General features: G+C 40.9%; 10 protein-coding genes and 3 pseudogenes. 6 read left to right on the top strand and 7 right to left on the bottom strand.

Annotation, left to right across the window (positions count from 1 at the left end; all coding sequences use genetic code 11):
• The first annotated feature begins 2 nt into the window (after positions 1–2).
• Complete coding sequence (locus IPO83_13140; protein ID MBK9732203.1) at positions 3–2,771, top strand: AsmA family protein; 2,769 nt, start codon at positions 3–5, stop codon at positions 2,769–2,771.
• A 98-nt stretch (positions 2,772–2,869) separates the two neighbouring features.
• Here the strand turns inward: IPO83_13140 and IPO83_13135 are convergent, their stop codons facing one another.
• Complete coding sequence (locus IPO83_13135) at positions 2,870–3,046, bottom strand: hypothetical protein (protein ID MBK9732202.1); 177 nt, start codon at positions 3,044–3,046, stop codon at positions 2,870–2,872.
• 362 nt (positions 3,047–3,408) lie between these two features.
• Here IPO83_13135 and IPO83_13130 point away from each other — a divergent pair, with 362 nt between their 5' ends.
• The gene (locus IPO83_13130) at positions 3,409–5,604 is read left to right on the top strand and encodes a glutamine synthetase III (GenBank protein MBK9732201.1); all 2,196 of its coding nucleotides are present in this window, start codon (positions 3,409–3,411) and stop codon (positions 5,602–5,604) included.
• Between the two features lie 135 nt (positions 5,605–5,739).
• Here the strand turns inward: IPO83_13130 and IPO83_13125 are convergent, their stop codons facing one another.
• The 5 genes from IPO83_13125 to IPO83_13105 all read right to left on the bottom strand — a co-directional run bounded on the left by IPO83_13125 (position 5,740) and on the right by IPO83_13105 (position 11,214).
• Entirely contained in the window at positions 5,740–8,430 is a 2,691-nt protein-coding gene (locus IPO83_13125) for a T9SS type A sorting domain-containing protein (GenBank protein MBK9732200.1), read from the bottom strand.
• Between the two features lie 359 nt (positions 8,431–8,789).
• The gene (locus IPO83_13120; GenBank protein MBK9732199.1) at positions 8,790–9,290 is read right to left on the bottom strand and encodes a DUF5110 domain-containing protein; all 501 of its coding nucleotides are present in this window, start codon (positions 9,288–9,290) and stop codon (positions 8,790–8,792) included.
• A complete protein-coding gene (locus IPO83_13115) occupies positions 9,248–9,910 on the bottom strand; it encodes a hypothetical protein (GenBank protein ID MBK9732198.1) in 663 nt (220 codons plus the stop codon). The genes IPO83_13120 and IPO83_13115 overlap by 43 nt, the downstream gene beginning before the upstream one ends.
• Positions 9,844–10,695: a hypothetical protein gene (locus IPO83_13110; protein ID MBK9732197.1), complete on the bottom strand. Its 852-nt coding sequence runs from the start codon at positions 10,693–10,695 to the stop codon at positions 9,844–9,846. The genes IPO83_13115 and IPO83_13110 overlap by 67 nt, the downstream gene beginning before the upstream one ends.
• 168 nt (positions 10,696–10,863) lie before the next feature.
• Positions 10,864–11,214, bottom strand: a complete 351-nt coding sequence (locus tag IPO83_13105; protein MBK9732196.1) for a DUF4968 domain-containing protein — start codon at positions 11,212–11,214, stop codon at positions 10,864–10,866.
• 547 nt (positions 11,215–11,761) lie between these two features.
• Here IPO83_13105 and IPO83_13100 point away from each other — a divergent pair.
• The 4 genes and pseudogenes from IPO83_13100 to IPO83_13085 all read left to right on the top strand — a co-directional run bounded on the left by IPO83_13100 (position 11,762) and on the right by IPO83_13085 (position 20,112).
• Positions 11,762–14,774, top strand: a pseudogene (locus IPO83_13100) (SusC/RagA family TonB-linked outer membrane protein).
• Positions 14,775–14,805: 31 nt separating this feature from the next.
• Positions 14,806–16,362 (top strand): annotated as a pseudogene (locus IPO83_13095) (RagB/SusD family nutrient uptake outer membrane protein).
• A gap of 202 nt (positions 16,363–16,564) precedes the next feature.
• On the top strand, positions 16,565–17,587 hold the full coding sequence (locus IPO83_13090) for a glycosyl hydrolase 53 family protein (GenBank protein ID MBK9732195.1): 1,023 nt from the start codon (positions 16,565–16,567) through the stop codon (positions 17,585–17,587).
• A gap of 61 nt (positions 17,588–17,648) precedes the next feature.
• Positions 17,649–20,112 (top strand): annotated as a pseudogene (locus IPO83_13085) (DUF4982 domain-containing protein).
• Positions 20,113–20,131: 19 nt separating this feature from the next.
• On the opposite strand, the gene IPO83_13080 reads toward IPO83_13085, so the two are convergent.
• A complete protein-coding gene (locus IPO83_13080; GenBank protein ID MBK9732194.1) occupies positions 20,132–20,995 on the bottom strand; it encodes a galactose mutarotase in 864 nt (287 codons plus the stop codon).
• Positions 20,996–21,081 lie beyond the last annotated feature (86 nt).

Below are 21,081 nucleotides of genomic sequence, written 5' to 3'. Positions count from 1 at the left end.
GTATGAAAAAGGTAATTATTTCTGTTTTAATTATAGTTGTATTAGTGGTAATTGCCGCTTTCACGATTCCCATTTTATTTAAAGACAAGATTATAGCAAAGGTTAAAAGCACGATTAACAAACAGATCAATGCAAAAGTCAATTTCGGAACTTTTAATGTTTCTATTCTTTCCGGGTTTCCCAACCTGACGCTGTGCTTAAATGACCTCACAATTATTGGCATCAATGAATTTGAAGGCGACACACTCACTTCCATAAAAGAACTGAAATTGAACCTCGATCTGATGAGTGCCATTAAAGGCGAAGAATTAAGAATCAAGTCGGTTACTGTCAACAATGCACTCCTCAATTTATTGGTATTGAAAGACGGAAAAGCAAATTGGGACATTTCAAAACCGGCCCCCACAACTGCAGCAAATGCTTCGTCTGATTATAAAATTGAATTGAAATCCTATCAACTGCTTCACTCAGAAGTGCGGTATAACGATCAGTCAGCAGGAATGAAATTATTGCTGAAGGATGTAAATCACTCCGGAAGCGGTGACTTCACGCAGGATCTTTTTACTCTTTCTACCAAAACAAATATTGCAAGTGTATTTGCCATTTACGGAGGTGTTAGTTATTTGAACGGAGTTAAAACCGACCTGAAAGCTGATCTTGAAATGGACATGAAAAACAGCAAATACACTTTCAGGGAAAATGAATTGGCTCTCAACGATCTTACAATTGGCTTTGATGGATTTGTAGCAATGCCAACAGATGATATTAAAATGGATATAAAGTTTACAACTAAAAAGGCGGCCTTCGGTTCCTTTGTTTCGTTAATTCCTGCCATCTATACAAACGATTTTAAAAATCTCAAATCATCAGGCACACTTACTTTCGATGGTTTTGTGAAAGGAACTTACAGTGGTAAATCGCTTCCTGCTTATGGAATCACGCTCGCCATTCAAGATGGAATGTTTCAATATCCTTCATTGCCAACCGCTGTAAAAAATGTGCAGGTTGATCTGAAAGTGAATAATCCCGATGGTGTAACAGATCATACCATCATTAACCTGAAACGATTGCATGTTGAAATGGGAAGTGATCCTTTTGATGCGCGCATGTATGTTAGCACACCTGTTTCTGATCCCAACATTGATGCAACAGTAAAAGGTAAAATCAATCTCGGAAATATTAAAAATATAGTGCCGCTGGAAAAAGGTACCAACCTATCGGGAATGCTGATAGCTGATGTAACAGCAAAAGGAAGAATGTCATCCATTGAAAATAAGCAGTATGAAAATTTTGACGCGCACGGTAATGTTTCAGTAACGGGCATGAATTATAAAAGTGAAACGTATCCGGAAGGAATTGCCGTCAACCAATTTATGCTCACCTTCAATCCAAAAAATGTGACGCTGAATAATTGCGATCTGAAAATGGGCAACAGCGACCTGAAAGCGAATGGCGCTTTCGACAATTTCCTCTCCTATTATTTTAAAAATGAAACGCTGAAAGGATCACTCAACATCCATTCAAATTTGATTGATCTGAATCAACTCGTGGCTTCTTCCGCATCAACCACCACTGCAACAGTTCCTGACACGGCTGCGATGACCGTGATTGAAATTCCTTCCAACATTGATTTCAGTTTGAATACCTCTGTTGCAAGAATGCTTTACGAGGATATTATAATACAAAACCTGAAAGGAAATGTGGCGATGAAAAATGCTACGCTGGATATGAATGGTATAACATTCAATACATTGGATGGACTGGTGCAGATGAGTGGAAATTATAGTACCGCAGATATCAAACAACCGGCTATCAATTTGAATCTTGCAGTTACTGATTTGGATATTCCTAAAACTGCCAAAGCATTTATTACCGTTCAAAAAATGGCGCCGATTGCTGAAAGATGTACCGGTAAAGTATCCTCTTCATTCAATGTAGTGGGTAAACTCGATCAGCACATGCAACCGCAACTCAATTCACTCACCGGTAGCGGAACATTAAAAACCGGAAATGTGGTTCTTTCCAATTATGAACCATTGAGCAAAATGGCCGATGCATTGAAGATGCCGCAGTATAAGCAGCTCGCACTCGACAATGTGAACCTTTCCTTCAAATTCAAAAATGGAAGAGTAAATGTGGAGCCTTTTGAAACAAATCTTGCCGGAACCAAAGCAACGATTGAAGGTTCCAATGGCTTTGATCAGACCATTGATTACAATGTAAATCTTGCCATACCAAAAGCGAAACTGGGAACACAGGCAACAGGTGTAATGGACAACCTGCTGGCAAGTGCGAATAAATCCGTGGGCACTAATTATTCGATGCCTGATCCCATAAATGTGAAAGTAAATATTGGTGGAACGGTAACTCATCCTGTAATCAAAACAGGATTGAAAGATGCAGCCATGTCGCTTACTGAATCAGTAGAAGAAGAAGTGAAAGCTGTGGTGGCAGAAAAAATAGACGAAGGAAAGGCAGCAGCAAAAGAACAGGCCGACAAGCTGATCAAAGACGCTGAAATCAAAGCAAAAGAATTACATGATGCCGCAGTGATTACCTCAGACAAGGCTAAAAAAGAAGGCTATGCCCAGGCGGATAAGCTGGTGGCACAAGCCAAAGATCCAATCTCCAAAGCCGCTGCTAAAGTGGCCGCCGACCAATTGAAAAAAGAAACCGATGCCCAATCGGCAAAAATCATCAAAGCTGCAGATGAGGAAGGCAGGAAGCTGATTGAGGAAGCGAAGAAGCAAGCGGATGCTTTGTTGAAATAAAAGCCGGTTACCTATCTCCTGATATTATCATTTGGATAAAATATTTATCCGGAAATACATTTGCGCTTCCTGGGCTCGATTGTCATCATGTATTTTATCTACAATAATGTCGCCCCTGTTTTTTTTTTTTTTTCCCCTCCTTCCCCCCCCCCCCCCCGGGGTTTCTTTTTTTTTTTTTTTTTTCCCCTTCCTCCCCCCCCTCTTTTTTTTTTTTTTTTTTTTTTTTTTTTTTTTTTCCCTTTTTTTTTTTTTTTTTTTCTTTTTTTCTTTCGCAAAAAAAAAAACCAAAACGAAGGGAAAAAAAAAAACCCAAGGAAACCCAGGAGGGGGCGGCCGCGGGGAAAAAAAAAAACACAACCACGCGAGCCCAACCCCCCGCCGGGGGGAGGCCATTATTTTAAAAAAAAAAAAAAAAAATTATTGATTATAAAAAAAAAATCAGATTAAGAGAAATTGTTGCTCCTTAAAAAATCACAACCATTTTTTTTCAAAAATTTTACTCAATACACGTCCAGTTTGCTGTTTATCCACAAAATATTTCACTTTTTTCCACATTTTATTATGATTTCATAACCACACTTCATTTTTTTTCAAATAAATTAAAAACCCACTTACATTTGCCGGTAAATCCTCCCACATGTCAAATCTTCGCTTAAAATCCATTGATCGTGTATCGGAACCCAGGCACATCGATAACAGAAATCAGGGTAAAAAAATCTCCGACTACTTTGCTGAAAACGTCTTCACCGAATCGGTAATGAAGAGTTACCTCAGCGAAGATGCTTACCTGAGCGTAATGAGCGCCACCAAAAGCGGTAACAAAATCGACCGCAAAATAGCGGACCAGGTAGCCTCCGCCATGAAATCGTGGGCCATCTCTAAAGGTGCCACCCATTACACGCATTGGTTTCAACCGCTCACCGGTGCCACTGCGGAAAAGCACGATTCGTTTTTCCAGATCAACAGTTCCGGAAAGGGAATGGAGGTTTTTGACAGCAATGCGTTAGTACAGCAAGAGCCGGATGCCAGCAGCTTTCCAAGCGGAGGATTGAGAAATACTTTCGAAGCACGCGGCTATTCCGCCTGGGATCCTTCTTCGCCTGCCTTCATCATGGAGATTGGCAATGGAAAAACATTGTGCATTCCCACGATTTTTGTTTCGTACAATGGAGAAGCACTTGATTACAAAGCACCATTGCTGAAATCGTTGAATGCTTTGGAAAATGCAGCCGTTGAGGTTTGTCATTACTTTGATAAAAATGTTACCAAGGTCGTTCCCACACTCGGCTGGGAACAGGAATATTTTGTGATTGATGAAGCGTTGTTCGAAGCGCGGCCTGATCTTGTTTTTAGCGGACGTACCTTATTTGGTCATGCACCGGCAAAAGGTCAGCAGCTGGAAGATCATTACTTCGGATCTATTCCTGAAAGAGTATATGCATTCATGCTCGACTTTGAATCGGAATCTTTCAAATTAGGGATTCCATTAAAAACAAGGCACAATGAAGTAGCGCCAGCGCAATTTGAAGTAGCACCTATTTTTGAAGAAGTGAATGTGGCTGTGGACCACAATCAATTATTGATGGATGTGATGCAACGGGTTGCCCGCCGTCATAAGCTGCGCGTGATTTTGCATGAAAAACCATTTGCCGGCATCAACGGCAGTGGGAAACATAACAACTGGAGCATGGCAACCGACACCGGAAAAAATCTTTTATCTCCGGGACGCACGCCAAAAACAAACCTGCAGTTCCTTACCTTTTTCATCAATGTAATTAAAGCAGTAAGTGAAGGTGATGATCTGTTACGCGCCTCTATCGCTTCCGCCGCCAATGATTTTCGTCTGGGTGCTAACGAAGCGCCTCCGGCCATCATCAGCGTGTTCATCGGTTCGTATATGACGGACATCCTGAATGAGATTGAATCGAAAGTAGAAAGTGGAAAATTTACAGAAGAGCGCGAGCAGGAGCTCAGGCTTGAAATCCACAACAAGATTCCATCGCTGATGCAGGACAATACAGATCGTAACCGTACTTCACCATTTGCCTTCACCGGAAATAAATTTGAGGTGCGCGCCGTGGGTTCCTCACAAAATTGTTCGTCAACCATGACAGTGTTGAATACGATAGTTGCTGACCAGTTGATCAACTTTAAAAACGAAGTGGATGGTTTGATTTCCAAAGGCAAGAATCGCGAAGTGGCGCTGATGGAAGTACTGAAGCGATACATTACCGAAAGCAAAAAAATTTGTTTTGAAGGAAACAATTATTCAAAAGAATGGGAAGAAGAAGCAGCGCGTCGTGGTTTAAGCAATGTAAAGAATACGCCGCGTGCTTTGGATTTCATGATCACAAAAAAAGGTATCGATCTTTTTGTACGCAACCAGGTTTTTACCAAAGAAGAAATTCATGCACGCCATGAAATTGAGCTGGAGAAATACATTAAGATTGTGCAGATTGATGGCCGGATGATTGGAGAGCTGGCTGTAAATCAAATCATCCCTGCAGCCATTCAATATCAAAACGAGCTGATCAATAACATCAAAGGATTTAAAGAAATTGGTTTAGATACAAAACATACCGAAGCACAGAAAAACCTGGTGACTGAAATCAGTGAACATGTAAATGCTATTCTGAAAATGGTGAATGAGATGACGGAAGCGCGAAAGTCAGCCAACAACACAGAAGACATTCGTGATCGTGCTATTGCGTATTGCGATAAGGTTAAACCATTCTTTGATGAAATACGCTACCGCACCGACAAGCTGGAACTCATTGTTGATGATAAATTGTGGCCATTGCCTAAATACCGCGAACTCCTGTTTATGAGGTAATAAATTTATTGCCGTTTAGTTAATTGTTTTTTTTAAAGAAAAGCCGCACCGGCATATCAGGTGCGGCTTTTTATTTCCCGAACTATGCGTTAAATAAGAGTTGCAAAAAAATAAACGTCCTTTTCGAAAAGGCTTTCAATACTTCTCAAATTTTTTTGTCACCGTCCCTTCATCAAAAATAAATTTCAGGAAATAACTTCCTGATGAAAATTGCCGGATCGGAATGGTTAAAAGACTTCCTGCAGCATAAGCAGGCGGATTTTCCGTATAGATTCTCTTACCCACTACATCATATATTTCAATCATCCTGCACCCTTCAGTCTGCAAGCGATAACCCAATGCATCATTTGCAGGATTTGGAAATATACTTACCGAATTGTTCAATGGCAGTTCAGCAACACCAACCATCCAAAAAGAAAAAATTCCGGCAGTGTCTACACAATTAGTGTTGTCAGTAATCTCCACAGTATAAATTCCGCTTGCAGTTGGTGTGTATTGTTGCGAAGTGGCTCCTGTAATTGGAGCTAACGATGTAACAGTAATTCCATACAACCATTGATAGGAAACATTACTCACACTACAATTTAAAGAAACTCCATTTGAAGAAATTTCAGGATGTTCAGGGCTCACCGTAACTGTAATGCTGTTAGAAAGATGTGCCATCGCACCGTTGTAACTCTCTTCCAATTGATAAACTCCGGAGGTGGTAACAACAATCGAAGTAGCGGTTGCACCTTCAATGGATTGGTTGTTCTTTTTCCATTGATAGGTATGACAATCATAGTTTGTGTTTCCTGATAAGGTAACCTGACCGCCGTTACAAAAGCTGGTAGCGCCGGTTGCATTCACCACCGGCGATTGTGTAATAGCACTCACACGTGCCCACACAGAATAACTTCTCGCAGGAAGATCAATGTACATTTGATTGCTTCCACTCACGATTGCAAACGGATACGATGAACGGCCAAGCACATCAATCAATGTATCGCCCGCATGAAGGTGATAAGGATTTCCGGTATTCAATCCAACGTCCACTTTCAAAGGTGACCCTGAAAAATTAATGGCAACAACAACATCTCTGTCGGGAAGACAGGTATTCGTCATGTTCGACAATTGATAGACGAGTGTGGTAGATGCACCTCCACTGATATAATTTACTGCATACGGAGTGTTGAAACGCGTGAGGTAATCAACATCCGATGCACTCTGAATAAACTTCAGATTGGTGCTGATTAACTTATTGATATCGCTCGTATAAGCAGGATGATCGGCATCATAATAATCAGCCCAATACACGCAAGGAATTCCTGCTGAAGGATTGGTGAGTATATAGGCATAGGCAAGTATAGGATCACTGTCTGTTGATTGTGGCTCTTCCCTGAAATCGTGATTGTTGACAAACGTTACAATGTTCTTTCGATAGATCTGCTGATTGCCATGCATGCCGCTGTTAAAAATATTTCTGACATCATAGCCAAATGCATCACAGGCATCCCGGAGACTTGCCTGCAGATTAAAATCAAACAAGCTGAAATACATGGCTTCTTTTGTATCCTGATCCATGTAACTGTACACATCATCCAGCCTTGTTTTTAGTGTGGCAGCATCATAATCATAACTTTCGCCCACAATAATTTCAGGATCATCGCCCTTATCATGTAAATAATCCAACAGATCTCCGGTAAACTCAGGTGTAAAATTCTTGATTGCATCAATGCGCAGTCCTTTCACGCCAACATCTTCCATCATCCATTTTGTCCAGACCTGCAAAGTATCCTTTGTAGCAGGATAATACTGATCAAGATCGTTGTAAAAAAGCATGGCATCCCAATCGCCGCAAAGACAGGTTGGATTTCCATTGGGTTTAAAATTCAGGTAATTCATATCACCCCGCTGGCTCGGTGTAGCAGTGAAGTTGGTGTACGTTTGATAACGGAGCTGGCTTTGCACGTCCATAGCATCTGCAGCATCCCAAATGCCGTAGATAAACTGATCAGCATAGTTTCCATCATCGTTAGTGACAGAAATAAAAAGGGTATCGCTCGCATGAAAATAATCACCACCTGCAAGTGTCAGTTCAAATTCATCTGTTCCACATCCTCCTGCATCCACTTTCGCTTTCATATTTCTTCCCAAAGAAATGTTATCATTCAACTGGCCGCAATCACCACCTCCGTTGTTTAATGTTTCCGCCAGGTCAGGCAGATTGGCCCATCCTTTTTTCTTGGTATAAACATAAACTGTATAAGGCTTGTTGTAATAATCAGGACTGGTGGAAGCAGAATGTACTTTGAGATAATAAATGCCTGAATCCAAACCGGTGGTTCCTCCTATCGGAAGAATACATTTGAAACGATCTGACGGATAACAACTTTCGCCGTTATTGTGCTTCGTAAGATTATAGTTTTCGATCCAGCCTTCTACCGCATCATTGTTTTGAAGCTTGCCATTAGCACGATGATTATAAATCATGTCGGCTATGGGAGTTACATTATAGAGTGCGAAAGAATCCATCATCTTATCAACTCTTATCCGGTTTCCGAAAGCTGTATTTGCACCATAGGTTCCACCAAGGTTAAACAAATCATAAATATCATAACCGTTGCTGTAAGAACCATTTCCGGCCAGACTCATCGGTGGAATCCAAATGGAATTGTATCCGGCTTCAGACAGCTTCTGTACCCGTTGCGCAATCGTATCCACCCACCATTTTCCCTGACCGGTTTTGGGATAATCCCAATACCAACCCTGCAGCATGATGTCTTGCGCGTGGACATTCATCATGCAACCAGAGAAAAGTAATACAGTGAGTAATTTTTTTTTCATAACTCAATAAGAGAAGTTTGAAATGTCTGAAATGTTCAGAGTTGTTTAGATTGTTGTTGGTGCAGTTACATTTCGGCTTCGCCGCAACCATTTAGCAATTTAGCAATCATCGTGTCTGAAGTCTTTGAAATGTTTGAATTGTCTGAAATGTTTAAAATTGTTTAGATTGTTGTTGGTGCAGTTACATTTCGGCTTCGCCGCAACCATTTAGCAATTTAGCAATCATCGTGTCTGCAGTCTTTGAAATGTTTGAATTGTCTGAAATGTTTAAAATTGTTTAGATTGTTGTTGGTGCAGTTACATTTCGGCTTCGCCGCAACCATTTAGCCATTTAACCATTTAATCATTTAACCATTTACCTACCATACAATCGTGATTCTTTCATTGTTGTTTTTAACCATCAAAACCGGCAACTGCTTTTCCACTTGATCAAACTCCGATGCAAGCGATGCATCACGCCGGTAGATAGTAGCACGATTACCATTTAGCTGCACTTCATTATTCATTCCGTCAAATCCATGCAGCACGATCATGACATTGTTGAAATGCGATGCATAGCTTCCTTCTACTTTATCTAAAACAATTTGCTTTGCAGCAGGATCAATCATCATCGTTCTTTTATAATAGCCATTCTTTTCATAGGCATATCCATCACCTTCATCTTCGTAGTATACATACTGATTAGAAACTGAACTGTTGTAAACATGCAACACAAGTGTATCCGTTGGTTGCTGTGCAGTTGTTTGAACGAGTGATTGCGTTGGAATGAAACTTCCTTCTTTCACAAATACCGGTAATTTTTCAAGTGGCGCATCACTCAAAAATTCTGCATGGCCACTCCATTTTTTTCCGGAGTACAAATCGTACCAGTTTCCTTCAGGCAAATAAACCTTTGTAGCCCGCATGGTGCTTTTGCAGGAGCAACCAGTATGGAAGGTCCGCACAGAAATTCATTTTCAAATTCCCCTGAATAAATTTTTTCATCAAGCGGATAATTAATTGCAAGTGTTCTTTGTACCGGCAAACCAGTCTGTGATGCAGCATAAAAAGAACTATAGAGGTAAGGCAGTAACCTGTAGCGTAAGTCAACATATTTTCTGACAGTGGCTTCCATATCTTCTCCGTAGCTCCACGGTTCTGAATCGCGCAAGCCGAACATTTTATGGCTGCGGTAGAAAGGACTGAATGCGGCAACAGACATCCATCGTGCATACAATTCAGGTGTTGCTTCCGTAGTAAAGCCGCTCACATCCGCACCGGCGAATGCAATTCCACTTACTCCCAGTGAACTCACCATTCGTACTGCAAGCAACATATGATCATCGCTGCCTACATTGTCGCCTGTCCAGATGGCTGTGTATCGTTGCAGGCCTGAAAAACCTGCACGAGTGAGCACAAAAGGTCGTTTTCCATTCAGTAAATTTTTACTGCCTTCAAAAGTGGCGCGTGCCATTTCCAATGCAAAAATATTATGCGCCATCTTGTGTGTGATCGGATGACCATCTCCTTCAAATTGAATATTGTCAGGTACTTTTGTCCCCATGTAGCAAATTCATTCATGTCGCACCAGAAGCCATCAATGCCCTGTTCAATATTTGGCTGAAATAATTTACCCCACCAGATTCTTGCTGCAGGACTCGTATAATCAGTGAATGCGCACCAACCTGGCCAGACCTGTCCATGATAAACTGTTCCGTCAGGATATTTTACAAAGTGATCATTCTTCAACCCATCATCGTAAGCAGCATAATTCTTTTCCACTTTTATTCCCGGATCAACAATCACCACATTCTTAAATCCAAGCTGATCCATTTTTGACAGCATTCCTTTCGGGTCCGGAAAACGGTTGTTGTCCCATGTAAACACTTTGTACTGATCCATGTAATGAATATCGAACCAGATCACATCACAGGGAATTTTTTTGTCGCGGAATGTTTGCGCAAGGGTCAGCACTTCGCTTTGCGGAAAATAACTCCACCGGCATTGCTGAAAACCAAGTGACCAAACAGGAGGCAATGGCATTCTGCCGGTAAGCCAGGTGTAGGATTCAATAATCTTTGCAACAGAAGAATGATAGATCAGGTAATAATTGAGATCACCTTGTTCGCAGGTGAAATAAGAGTTGCGTTCCTGTGATGCGCCAAAATTGAAATGTGTTTTAGAAGAGTTGTCGAGGAAGATTCCATAGAACAACGAATCATGAATCCCAATATAAAACGGAATGGTGGAATACAACGGATCCGCTGAAAGAATGTAACCCGGCACATCAGCATTCCAGTGCGAATAACCGTTTCCTCTCCGGTTTAAACCGCCCGTTTTTTCACCAAGGCCGATAAATTTCTCGTCCGGGAAAAGTTTTTTTAAGCTGTTATTTCATCTCCGATCCATGAAGTGCCGAATACTTCATCATCACCATTCACCAATTTGCCTTCTTTATTGTACAATGAAACACGCACAGGTTTTTTTAGTGATTATCAATACTATGGAATCTGTTACAATGCTGATTTTATCTCTTTCATCTTTCACCTCAAATTTTACTGCAGCTTCAGGCACTGCTGTTACAGCATAAGAAAAATCATTGAATGAATTGTTTTCGGTGATGTCAATCTTGATAATGCTTGCGGAGTAAACACTCGCTTTTAAATTTCCAAAATCTGTTTGAATGGTGAAACCATGAGCGGTCCGTTTCATTGTTTTCAGATTACCTAAACTGCGACTCAGTGGTTGAGCCGACAATTGAATAATAAAAGGAAAGAGGAGTAACAGCAGGAAGTTTTTTTTCATAGGAAAGTTGTGGTTTAGTCTCTCACTCGGACTTGACAAACCTACCTATTTGAACCCACATTTTCCAGTTCAACACAGAATGGGCTTACCATTGCGCATAAATCGGAATAGTAGTGCTTACAGAAAGGTAAATCAATTCACCTTTTAAAAATCATGTGTAAACCTTTAGCAGTACCGGGTTGCAGCGAACTGCAATTTTTGAAATGAAAAATCAATGTTGAAAATAATTATCAAACGCCGCAAAAAAGAATCAACTACTGAGTGTGATCCAATCAAAAGAATATAATGATGAATTGCATTATCTGGTAAAAAGAGCGGCAATCGAATTAGTAATTATCTTCATTTATAATTATTCAAAGAAGTCCAAACATCATTTATATGATAGAAATCATGTTTACAGAAAGACATTTGTTACTATTATTGCGACACTAACAAATGTTAACCTCTCCACTTCTGATTTTACATTGATTTTTGTAGCAGATGATAAGGATTCATTTCATTAAATGTTTATTATTGTGCTCGACTAAAAAATAAATCCAACCCGCTCATGAAAAAAACATTTACAAGCATTCCTTTACTTGTTGCCTTTTTTTTGTGTTTCAGCACCGTTGCGGTGTTTGCACAAAATGGCTCTGTTAAAGGAAAGGTGATCGATGAGAAATCGGAGCCAGTTTCCTTCGCAACAGTAGTGCTTAAGGGCACGTCGTATGGTGCAAACACTGACGATGACGGAATCTATGAGATCTCCAATGTTCCCATAGGCTCATATACGCTGGAAATCAGTTATGTGGGTTATGGAACTTACAGTCAGGCCGTATCAGTCACCGCAGGAAGTACTCCCATCAACATTCAATTAAAAACAGATTATCTCGCCTTAAACGAAGTGGTGGTAGTCGGTTATGGAACCAAGCAGGTTAAAGACCTTACCGGTTCCGTAACTTCAGTTTCCGCTAAAGATTTTGACAAAGGCGCTGTTGCCTCACCGGAACAACTGATAACCGGAAAAGTCGCAGGTATCCAGGTTACTTCCAGTGGTGGTGCACCGGGCGCAAGCAGCACCATCAAAGTAAGAGGAGGTTCCTCATTGAATGCCAGTAACGATCCGTTGATTGTTATTGATGGTGTTCCGGTTGATAACGCCGGCGTTTCAGGTTCGGCCAACGCATTGAATCTTATCAACCCTAATGATATCGAAAACATCACCGTTTTAAAGGATGCTTCTGCTGCTGCCATATACGGATCAAGAGCCGCAAATGGTGTAATCATTATCACCACTAAAAGAGGAACGAACAGTGCAAAATTAGGCGTGGAATATACTTCCAACATTGCATTGTCATCGATCTCTGAATACGTTCCTGCGGTGAGTGCTGATGACTTGCGTGCACTGATTGATGATGTTGGTAATGCCAAACAAAAATCTTTGGTAGGACCTTACTCTACTAATTGGCAAAAGAAATTTACCGATCACCGGTTAGTTTCGATCAGAACCTTTCCTTTTCAGGCGGGATCAAAAATCTTCCTTATCGCTTTACCGTGGGCTATCTCAATGATCAGGGAATTTTGAAACGTTCAGAATTAGAGAGAACCAGTCTTGGATTAAACATGACGCCGTCTTTTTTAGATGATAACCTGAAAGTTGAACTGAACGGTAAGTTTGCATATACCTACAATTTCTTTACAGATCAGGGTGCCATTGGTTCCGCCGTTACATTTGATCCGACACAAACAATTTATTCCGGCAATGATAAATACGGAGGTTATTTTGAATGGCTCGATATTGCAGGCAAACCCAACACACTCGCTCCTAAAAAATCCTTTAGGTTTGATCTATCAAAAAGATGACAAAAGCAATGTCTATCGTTTTCTCGGAAATGCAAGGCTGGAATATAAAATGCCTTTCCTTCCTGAATTAAAAGCCAGTCTTAATCTCGGTACCGATATATCGCGAAGTAATGGAACAGTATTTATTCCTTATGAGGCTGCATCCAACTTTAACCGTAAAGGGGTAAATACCCAGTATGATCAAAAGAAAAATAACAAGCTGCTGGAATTCTATCTGAACTACAATAAAGACCTGGAAAGCATTCACAGCAAAATTGATTTAACAGCAGGTTACTCTTATCAGGATTGGTTAAGGGCCAGCCCGATCACTCCATTTGTGGATTCGGCAGGCAATGAATTCGGTTATCCTGATGTAAATGCCGTGGGTGACACCATATCTGCGGGCGGTATTCCTTTCAAAACTCAAAACACGCTGATCTCTTTTTACGGCCGGTTGAATTATACTTTTTTTGACCGCTATCTCTTAACCGCGACCCTTCGCGATGATGGATCTTCCCGTTTCGGACCTGATAACCGCTGGGGATTGTTTCCTTCCATTGCACTTGCATGGCGTATCAGTGATGAATCATTCCTTAAAAACTGGGATGCCCTTTCCAATTTAAAACTGCGTTTAGGTTATGGTGTTACCGGTCAGCAGGATCTTCCTTCCACGCTTTCTGATTATCCATACATCGCCAATTATCAACCCGGTGAAAGTACAGCCCAATACCAGTTTGGAAATGAGTTTTTCCCTGTATTACGTCCGGATGGTTATGATGCAAATATCAAGTGGGAAGAAACAGCCACCTATAACATTGGACTGGACTTTGGATTTGCGAATGGACGAATCAGTGGTAGTGTAGATGTGTATAAGAAACTCACCACTGATCTGTTAGCAGTAATACCTGTTGCCGCAGGTACCAACTTCACCAATAACATTCTTACAAATGTGGGCAGTCTTGAAAACAAGGGCATAGAAGGCACTTTGAACTTTGTTCTGGTTGACAATGATAACTTCACCTGGGAATTGGGCGGCAATGTCACCTACAACCATAATGAAATTACCAAACTTACCAAGGTTCAGGATCCGGATGATGTTGGAATTCTTGTGGGTTCAATTTCAGGCGGTGTAGGTAATACTATTCAGGTACACACTGTTGGTTATGCAACCAACACTTTTTATGTGTACCAACAGAACTACGACGAAACCGGAAAACCGATTGAAGGTGACTATGCTGACTTGAACGAAGATGGGGTAATTACTCCTGATGATCTGCTACCGTTACGAGAATCCTGCACCCGATGTATTTGCGGGATTGTACACTAATTTCAGTTGGAAGAATTGGTTTGCCGGCACTTCCATCCGTGGCAGCTTCGGTAATTATATGTACAATAACGTGAATTCATCACTGGCTAACTTTACAAATATTGATGGATCGAAAATTACATGGGCAACATCACAGAAGATTATTTCAACACGGAATTTGTGAAGCCCCAATATCTTTCTGATTACTATGTTACTGATGCATCCTTCGTGAGAATGGACAATCTCAACATAGGCTACAATTTCAAAGACATCATCAATGGCAAAACTTCACTTAAAGTAGCTGCCATTGTTCAAAAATGTTTTTGTAATTTCGAATTACTCAGGACTGGATCCTGAAATCGCCACTGGAATCGACAACAACATTTATCCGCGCCCAAGGATTTTCTCCATTAATTTAAGCCTCAACCTCTAAAAACTGAAGTGATGAAAACAACAATTTTAAAATCATCGATCGTCTTTCCATAATTGTGCTTTCACTTACTTCATGTCTGAAGGATTTAGATCGCACACCTTTTTATGGACTGAATACGGAATCGGTTTATTCCGACCCCGATAATTATATTGAAGTGCTTGCAAAACTCTATGCTGGATTTACTACTACAGGAAATCAGGGTCCTGCAGGTAAGCCCGACATCAGCGGTATTGATGAGGGTTTTTCCAATTACATCCGTGTATTCTGGAATCTTCAGGAATTACCAACCGACGAATCTGTTTGCGGATGGAATGATCCCGGGATCCCTGAATTACATGAAATGTCATGGTCCTCAGACAATGCATGGATAAAGGGGATGTATTACCGTCTCTATTTTCAGATTCCATTGTGCAATGAATTTATTCGTGAATCATCTGATGATAAATTGAACAGCCATGGATTTACAACGGAGCAGGTGAATACAATCAAGTCATATCGCTACGAAGCACGCTTTCTGAGAGCACTTACTTATTATCATGCGATGGATTTATTTGCGAATGTTCCATTTGTAACGGAAGATGATGCAACCGGCTCTTACTTTCCGGAACAAATTTCACGAGGTGATTTATTCAATTATATTGAAAGTGAATTGAAAGATATCGAAAACCTTCTGCAAGAGCCTGATCAGGCTGAGTATGCTCATGCAAATAAGGCAGCTGCATGGACTTTTACTTGCTAAAATGTATTTGAACGCAGAAGTCTATACAGGTCAACCTAGATACAATGATTGCATTACTTATTGCAACAAGGTTTTAAAATGCCGGCTACACATTGCAACCTAAGTATACTGATTTGTTCCTCGCAGATAACAACCTCTCCAATGAGGTCATCTTCCCGATTACCAGCGATGGAAAGTTTACGACTTCTTATGGTATAACTACTTTTCTGGTGCATGCACCTGTAGGTGGTAAAAATGAAACCGCTTGAGTTTGGTATCAGTGGTGGCTGGGGAGGTTATCGTACCACTTCTGCTTTCGTAGCACAGTTTCCTGATACGCTTGATGGACGGAACTTGTTTTTTACAGATGGACAAAGTCTTGATATCGCCGATATTAAGGTATTCACAGACGGATATGCCATTGCAAAATGGAGAAACATTACTTCTACCGGTGTTGTCGGCTCCGACCCAACCGGTACTTTTGTTGATACTGATTATCCGATGTTTCGTTTGGGTGATGTTTACCTGATGTATGCTGAAGCAGTGGTACGCGGCGGAGCCGGCGATCAATCAACGGCACTTAATCTTATTAATCAATTGCGTGAACGTGCTTATGGTAACAGTGATCATAATGTTTCATCGCTTGACCTTGATTTCATTTTTGGAGAACGTTCAAGAGAAATGTATTGGGAAGGTACACGCCGTACTGACCTGGTCCGGTTTGGAAAATACAGTGGTGGAAGTTACATCTGGCCCTGGAAAGGCGGAGTGCCTGCTGGTCAGTCTGTAGCTGATTTTCTTGATGTGTTCCCTATTCCCGCTGCGGATATCGTTGCAAATACCAACCTGAAACAAAATGAAGGTTATTAGTTTTCATTAATAGCAATCCTAAAAAGAGCCGGCTGATTCAGTTGGCTCTTTTTTTTACATCCCAAGTGCGATTAAAATTATTGCCTGGCGGGAAGTTGGAATTCACCATCAACATAGCTGATCAGGATAATGGAGACCAACCATTTACATTACCTGAGCTTGAGCTTACACAGTAACTTTACTTCGTCCTAAAAAAATCAACATGGTTGTATTCTCGCTTACACAAATGATTTTTTCAGCGGGCCTGCTGATCACTTCTTTGTTGCCTGCAACAGTTCAGCAGCCAGCCCCGGCTTTGCCATCCGGCAAAACAGAAAAAATAATTGGAGCTGATATTTCCTTTCTTCCGCAACTGGAAGCAGACGGAATAAAATTTTCAGTGGATGGCAAACAGCAGGATGCAATATTGATTTTGAAAAAGCACGGTTTCAACTATTTCCGCCTGCGCTTATTTGTGAACCCGGAAGCAGACAGCGGCTATTCAAAAAAAGGTTATTGCGGATTGCCACAGACAATAACGATGGCCAAAAGATTTAAGGAAGCAAATATGAAGTGGTTGCTGGACTTTCATTACAGTGATAACTGGGCTGATCCGGGTAAGCAATTCAAACCTATAGATTGGCAGCATCTTCCATTTCCTCAACTGGTTCAAACCGTTCACGATTACACAAAAAATGTGATGTCTGAATTAAAAGAACAAGGCGTATTACCGGACATGGTGCAGGTTGGCAATGAAATTAATGCAGGCATGCTCTGGCCCGAAGGAAATAGCTCTCATCCTGATAGTCTCGCACAATTAATCAAAGCAGGAATTTCCGGCGTAAAAGAAATAGCGCCTGATATTAAAATAATGCTGCACATTGCCTTGGGTGGACAGAATAAAGAATCCCGGGAATGGCTGGATGCAATGATTGCACGTGGCGTTGATTTCGATATAATTGGCGAATCATATTATCCGCAGTGGCATGGTACCATTCCTGAACTTCAATACAATCTTACAGATCTTTCCACTCACTATAAGCAGGAAGTAATAGTTGCTGAATATACCCGGCACAAAGTGGAAGTGAACGATATCGCATTCAATCTACCGGATGGAAATTTGAAAGGAACCTTTATCTGGGAGCCGTTGAACACCTGGGAATTTATTTTTGACAAGCAGGGCAATGCCATTGATTCCTTGTTAAATATTTATCCCGCACTTTCAAAAAAATACAAAGTAAAGTGACCGTATTTTTTTAATTAAGCTTCACTATCTTTTTTTCCAAATAAAAAATCAGGAAGTAACTATGAAAAAATGTTCCACTTTATTGCTGCTTCTTGTTCTATTCATTTTTAAAACCAATGCCCAGCAAAGTTTGCGGTCGCGTGAAAATTTCTGCAATGACTGGAAATTCTTTTTAGGTGATAATGCCTCTGCAAACCTCAACACCTACGATGATGCTTCGTGGAGGTTATTAAACCTTCCACATGACTGGAGCATTGAAGGAAAGTTTGATGAAAAAAATCCGGCCGGTATTGGTGGCGGTGCATTGCCGGGTGGTGTTGCATGGTACCGTAAATCATTTCAGGTAACTGCTGAGTTCAAAAATAAAAATGTCTTCATTGACTTTGATGGCGTATATCGCCTCAGTGAAGTCTGGATCAATGGACATTCGCTAGGCATACGTCCTAACGGTTACATTTCATTTCGCTACGATCTTACCCCTTATCTTAATTACGGGGACGACAACAATAATGTGATTGCTGTAAGAGTAGACAATTCACAACAACCTAATTCACGTTGGTATTCAGGCTCCGGAATTTACAGGAATGTGTGGATGGAGACTACAAATAAAATTGCTGTTGATCAATGGGGAACAGTCATCACTACGCCGCAGGTAAGTGAACAATCAGCAAAAGTACTGATCACCATTTCAGTTAAAAATTCAGACAATAAAAAAAACGAAGTCACGGTAAAAACTTCTCTGATGGGTGAAGAGGGCAAACTCATTTCCGCCACTTCTTCCAAAATGGATTTAAATGTGGATTCAAAAAAAAAAAACAACACAGACCTTTGAAGTGTCAAAACCATCGTTGTGGTCTATCGAATCTCCCTATTTGTACACAGCGCTAACACAAATTATCATCGATGGAAAAGTTGCAGATGAATACACTACACCATTTGGCATCCGCTATTTCAACTTTGATCCTGATAAGGGATTTTTTCTGAATGGAAAACATGTAAAAATAAATGGAGTATGCCAACATCATGACCTCGGTGCTTTAGGTGCTGCGCTCAATACACGCGCCTTACAACGACAACTTGAAATACTGAAAGCGATGGGCTGCAATGCCATCCGCACTTCACACAATCCTCCTGCTCCGGAATTGCTCGATCTCTGCGATCAAATGGGATTTATTGTGATGGATGAAGCATTTGATATGTGGAAGCGGGAAAAAACCCCGTTTGATTATCACCTGTACTGGGACGAATGGCATGGAAAGATTTAACGGACCAGATTCTCCGCGATAGAAATCATCCATCGGTAATAATGTGGAGTGTAGGAAATGAAATTCCTGAACAATCTGCTTATGACTGGAAACCGGATACACCTAAAGAACAACTAAAAAAAAAGACAGTACCGGAATTACGATCTCACGAGAACTTACAGCAATTGTCAGATCACTTGATCCAACCCGACCTGTTACTTCAGCGAATGATCACACAGACACTTCCAATTTATTGCTGCAATCAGGTGCTTACGATTTAATCTGTTATAATTATCGTCATGCGCAATGGTCCACAGCGCAGGAACGCTGGGGTAAAAAATCTTTATTGCCACAGAATCTGCTTCTGCATTTGAAACACGCGGTTATTACGAAATGCCTGCTGACAGTATTCGCCGATGGCCCGAAGACTGGAGCAAACCATTTACCGGCGGCAATGAAGAACACACCTGTTCTTCTTATGATAATTGTTGCGCTTCTTGGGGTTCTACGCATGAAGAATCATTAAAAGAATATCTGAAATATGATTTCATTGCCGGCATGTTTTTATGGACGGGCTTTGATTATATCGGCGAACCAACACCTTACTTATGGCCATCGCGCAGTTCTTATTTCGGTGTGATTGATCTGGCAGGATTTCCAAAAGATGCGTATTACCTCTATCAGAGTTTATGGACCAACAAACCTGTTTTGCACTTATTGCCACACTGGAACTGGAAGCCGGGTGAAGTGATTGAAGTGTGGGCCTACTATAATGAAGCCGATGAAGTTGAATTGTTTCTGAATGGAAAATCTATGGGTGTGCGAAGCAAAACCGGAGATGCATTACATGTGGAATGGAAGGTTCCATTTGAAGCAGGAACATTAAAAGCAGTTTCAAGAAAAAATAGCCATGTTGTTTTAACGGAAGAAATAAAAACTGCCGGTGCTCCTGCTAAAATAATATTGACAGCCGACAGAAATAAAATTGCTGCCGACGGAAAAGATCTTTCTTTTATTACCGTCACTATCCAGGATGCGAATGGTAATATGGTTCCGGATGCGGATAATGAAATTCAGTTTAAAATAAATGGTGAAGGTTTTATCGCAGGCGTTGACAATGGAAGTGAAACGAGCTTGGAATCTTTTAAAGCGGATCACCGAAAAGCCAATCATGGATTGTGTCTTGCAATCATTCAGTCGAAGCTAAATGCCGGAACGATTCAGCTTACCGCTTCCTCACCCGGATTGCAAAATGCATCGATAACGATTCAATCAAAATAAACACCGTTGGAAAGAATAGTTATTCCGGCAATGTAAAAAACCCGAAAACAGTTTCTGCCCGATAAGTAGCTCCCGGTTTTAAAATAGCACTTGCGAAATTGGGATGATTTGGTGCATCTGGAAATGCCTGCGTCTCCAGCGCTATAGCTCCATGTTTTTCTAATCGTTTTCCATTTGCATGTACGAATGAACCGTCCCACCAATTGGCTGTATATACGTGAATGCCCGGTTGATTTGTAAATACTTTCATCAACCTTCCGGAAACAGGGCCAGATAATTCAGCAACCTCGTTTGTTAAATTGTTTCGATCATTAATCACAAAAGTATGATCGTATCCATTTTCAGTTGCCAATGCGGTCAAGCCATCACCAATTTCTCTTGCTTCAGAAAAATCCATGGCAGTATTTTTCACCGTCGCTAATTCACCGGTAGGAATCTGACTGGCATTCTGTAACAAATAAAAAACCGCATTCAGCTTCAGCAGTTGATGATGGATGGTTGGTGATTCAAAAGCGGAGAGGTTGAAGTAAGAATGATTCGTCAGATTGACAATCGTAGATTTATCCGTAACTGCTGAGAATTGAACCTGCACTTCATTTGCAGCGGTAAGCAAAATGGTAGTTGTGGCGCGCAATGTTCCGGGATATCCTTCTTCTCCGTCAGGAGAAATATAGCTCAACTCAATGCCAATCCTTTTTTCTTCTTCAATGATTTTCTTTACTGACCACACTTTTTTTTCAAATCCTGAAAAACCCCCGTGTAAATGATTGGGCGGATCATTGATTGAAAGTGCATACGGGGTTCCATCGATATTAAATTTTCCGTCCGCAATTCTGTTCGCGAAACGTCCGATGGTACCACCTACATACGGATGTGTTTGCACATATTTCTCCAGGTTGTCAAAACCCGCGACTATATTTTTCTTACGCCAAATTTATCAGGAACTTCTATAGCTAAAATCGTAGCTCC

Source organism: Chitinophagaceae bacterium (genome assembly GCA_016717285.1).
In the GTDB taxonomy this organism is placed as follows: Bacteria; Bacteroidota; Bacteroidia; order Chitinophagales; family UBA10324; genus JACCZZ01.
Note: the sequence above shows the minus strand (reverse complement) of the source record. Positions and strands in the feature narration are given on the sequence as shown.